The following is a 1,912-nucleotide window of genomic DNA, read 5'->3' on the forward strand; positions in this document are numbered from 1 at the left end:
CAGCTGACTCTTAATCAGCGGGTCCGGGGTTCGAGTCCCTGGCGGCGCACAGACAGCCGAGAGGCCCCTTGCGAGAGCAAGGGGCCTCTCGGCGTTCCGGCGTACCCGCGCGCCCCGTGGCAGGAAAGGTGGGAAACCGGTCATTGCTGCCGTCGCGGGCCGGTGACAGGCTGGCCGCATGAGAGCGCGCAGCGTGGTCGTCGTCCTCTACGACGACGTGCAGAGCCTGGACGTCACCGGCCCCCTGGAGGTGTTCGCGGGGGCGGGCGCGGCCGCCGGGCAGCCGGGCGCCTACCGGGTGACCACCGCCTCCGCCGGCGGCCGGCCGGTGCGCAGCTCCAGCGGGCTGCGCCTGCTGCCGGACGCCGACCTCGCCGAGGTCGGGCCGGTGCACACGCTGCTGGTCCCCGGCGGGGTGGACTTCGAGCACCCGGACGGCGCGCTGGTGGCGCGGATCCGGGAGCTGGCCGACCGGGCCGAGCGGGTGGTGTCGGTGTGCACCGGGGCCTTCCTGCTCGCCGAGGCGGGACTGCTGTCCGGGCGCCGGGCGACCACCCACTGGGCGTACTGCGGGGAGCTGGCCCGCCGGTTCCCCGACGTGGCGGTCGACCCGGACCCGATCCACGTCCGGGACGGGCGCGTCGCCACCTCGGCCGGGGTCACCGCCGGGATCGACCTGGCGCTGGCCCTGGTCGAGGAGGACCACGGCCGGGACGCCGCGCTGCTGATCGCCCGTCACCTGGTGGTCTTCCTGCGCCGGCCGGGCAACCAGGCCCAGTTCAGCACCCAGCTGGCCGCCCAGGTGGCGGCCCGGCAGCCGCTGCGCGAGGTGCAGCGGTGGATCGCCGAGCACCCCGGGGCGGACCTCTCGGTGGAGGAGCTGGCCCGGCGGTCGGCGCTGTCGCCGCGGCACTTCGCCCGGGCCTTCGCCGCCGAGGTGGGGGTGACCCCGGGCCGGTACGTGGACGGGGTCCGACTGGAGGCCGCCCGGCGGCTGCTGGAGGACACCGACGACGGCGTCGAGGCGATCGCGCGCTCCTGCGGCTACGGCACCCCGGAGGCGATGCGGCGCGCCTTCGTCCGGACCGTGGCCGCCCCGCCCGCCGAGTACCGCCGCCGCTTCCGTTCCCGGCCCGACGGTCCACCGGCCGGCGGTCCACAGCCCGATGGAGGTCACTGATGCGCATCGCGTTCCTGCTCTACGACGACTTCACCGCCCTGGACGCGGTCGGCCCGTACGAGGTGCTGTCCCGGATCCCCGGGGCCGAGGTGGTGTTCACCGCCGCGAAGCCCGGCCCGGTCCGCTCCGACATGACCCTGGCGCTGACCGCGGACGCCACCCTGGACGAGGTGGACTCCGCCGACGTGCTGCTGGTCCCCGGCGGGCCCGGGACGGAGGCGCAGCTGACGGACCCGGCGGTGCTCGACTGGGTGCGCCGGGTGGACGCGACCACCACCTGGACCACCTCGGTCTGCTCCGGCTCGCTGATCCTCGCCGCCGCCGGCCTGCTGGAGGGCCGCCGGGCCACCAGCCACTGGGGCGTGCTGGACGGCCTGACCCGGTTCGGGGCGGAGCCCACCGGCACCGAGCGGATCGTGGTCGACGGCAAGTACGCGACCGCGGCCGGGGTCTCGGCCGGGATCGACCTCGCGCTGCGGCTGGCCGGCCTGATCGCCGGGGACGGGACCGCGCAGGCGATCCAGCTGCTCATCGAGTACGACCCGCAGCCGCCGTACGCCGCGGGCTCCCTCGCGAAGGCCTCCCCGGCGGTGGTGGAGGGGGCGAAGCGGCTGCTGACGGCCTGACGGCGCCGCGCGGGGGGCGCGCCCCCCCGGGGGGGACCCCCCCCCCCCGCCGCCGCCCCACTATGCGGAGAAATTGTTTTTTAAAAAACCCCCCCCCCACAAGTCC

General features: G+C 76.0%; 2 protein-coding genes. Both read left to right on the forward strand.

Annotated features, from left to right (window positions below; genetic code table 11):
- The first annotated feature begins 178 nt into the window (after positions 1-178).
- The gene (locus ACFXOZ_RS42455; RefSeq protein ID WP_380529783.1) at positions 179-1,180 is read left to right on the forward strand and encodes a GlxA family transcriptional regulator; all 1,002 of its coding nucleotides are present in this window, start codon (positions 179-181) and stop codon (positions 1,178-1,180) included.
- Entirely contained in the window at positions 1,180-1,806 is a 627-nt protein-coding gene (locus tag ACFXOZ_RS42460) for a DJ-1/PfpI family protein (protein WP_380529785.1), read from the forward strand. The genes ACFXOZ_RS42455 and ACFXOZ_RS42460 overlap by 1 nt, the downstream gene beginning before the upstream one ends.
- Positions 1,807-1,912: the final 106 nt, after the last annotated feature.

The organism is Kitasatospora sp. NPDC059160, from assembly GCF_042755465.1.
Classification (GTDB): Bacteria; Actinomycetota; Actinomycetes; order Streptomycetales; family Streptomycetaceae; genus Kitasatospora.

Excerpts from the sequence above, each read along its gene's own strand:
- ACFXOZ_RS42455 (WP_380529783.1), top strand. The coding sequence starts at position 179 with ATGAGAGCGCGCAGCGTGGTCGTCGTCCTCTACGACGACGTGCAGAGC.
- ACFXOZ_RS42460 (WP_380529785.1), top strand. The coding sequence starts at position 1,180 with ATGCGCATCGCGTTCCTGCTCTACGACGACTTCACCGCCCTGGACGCG.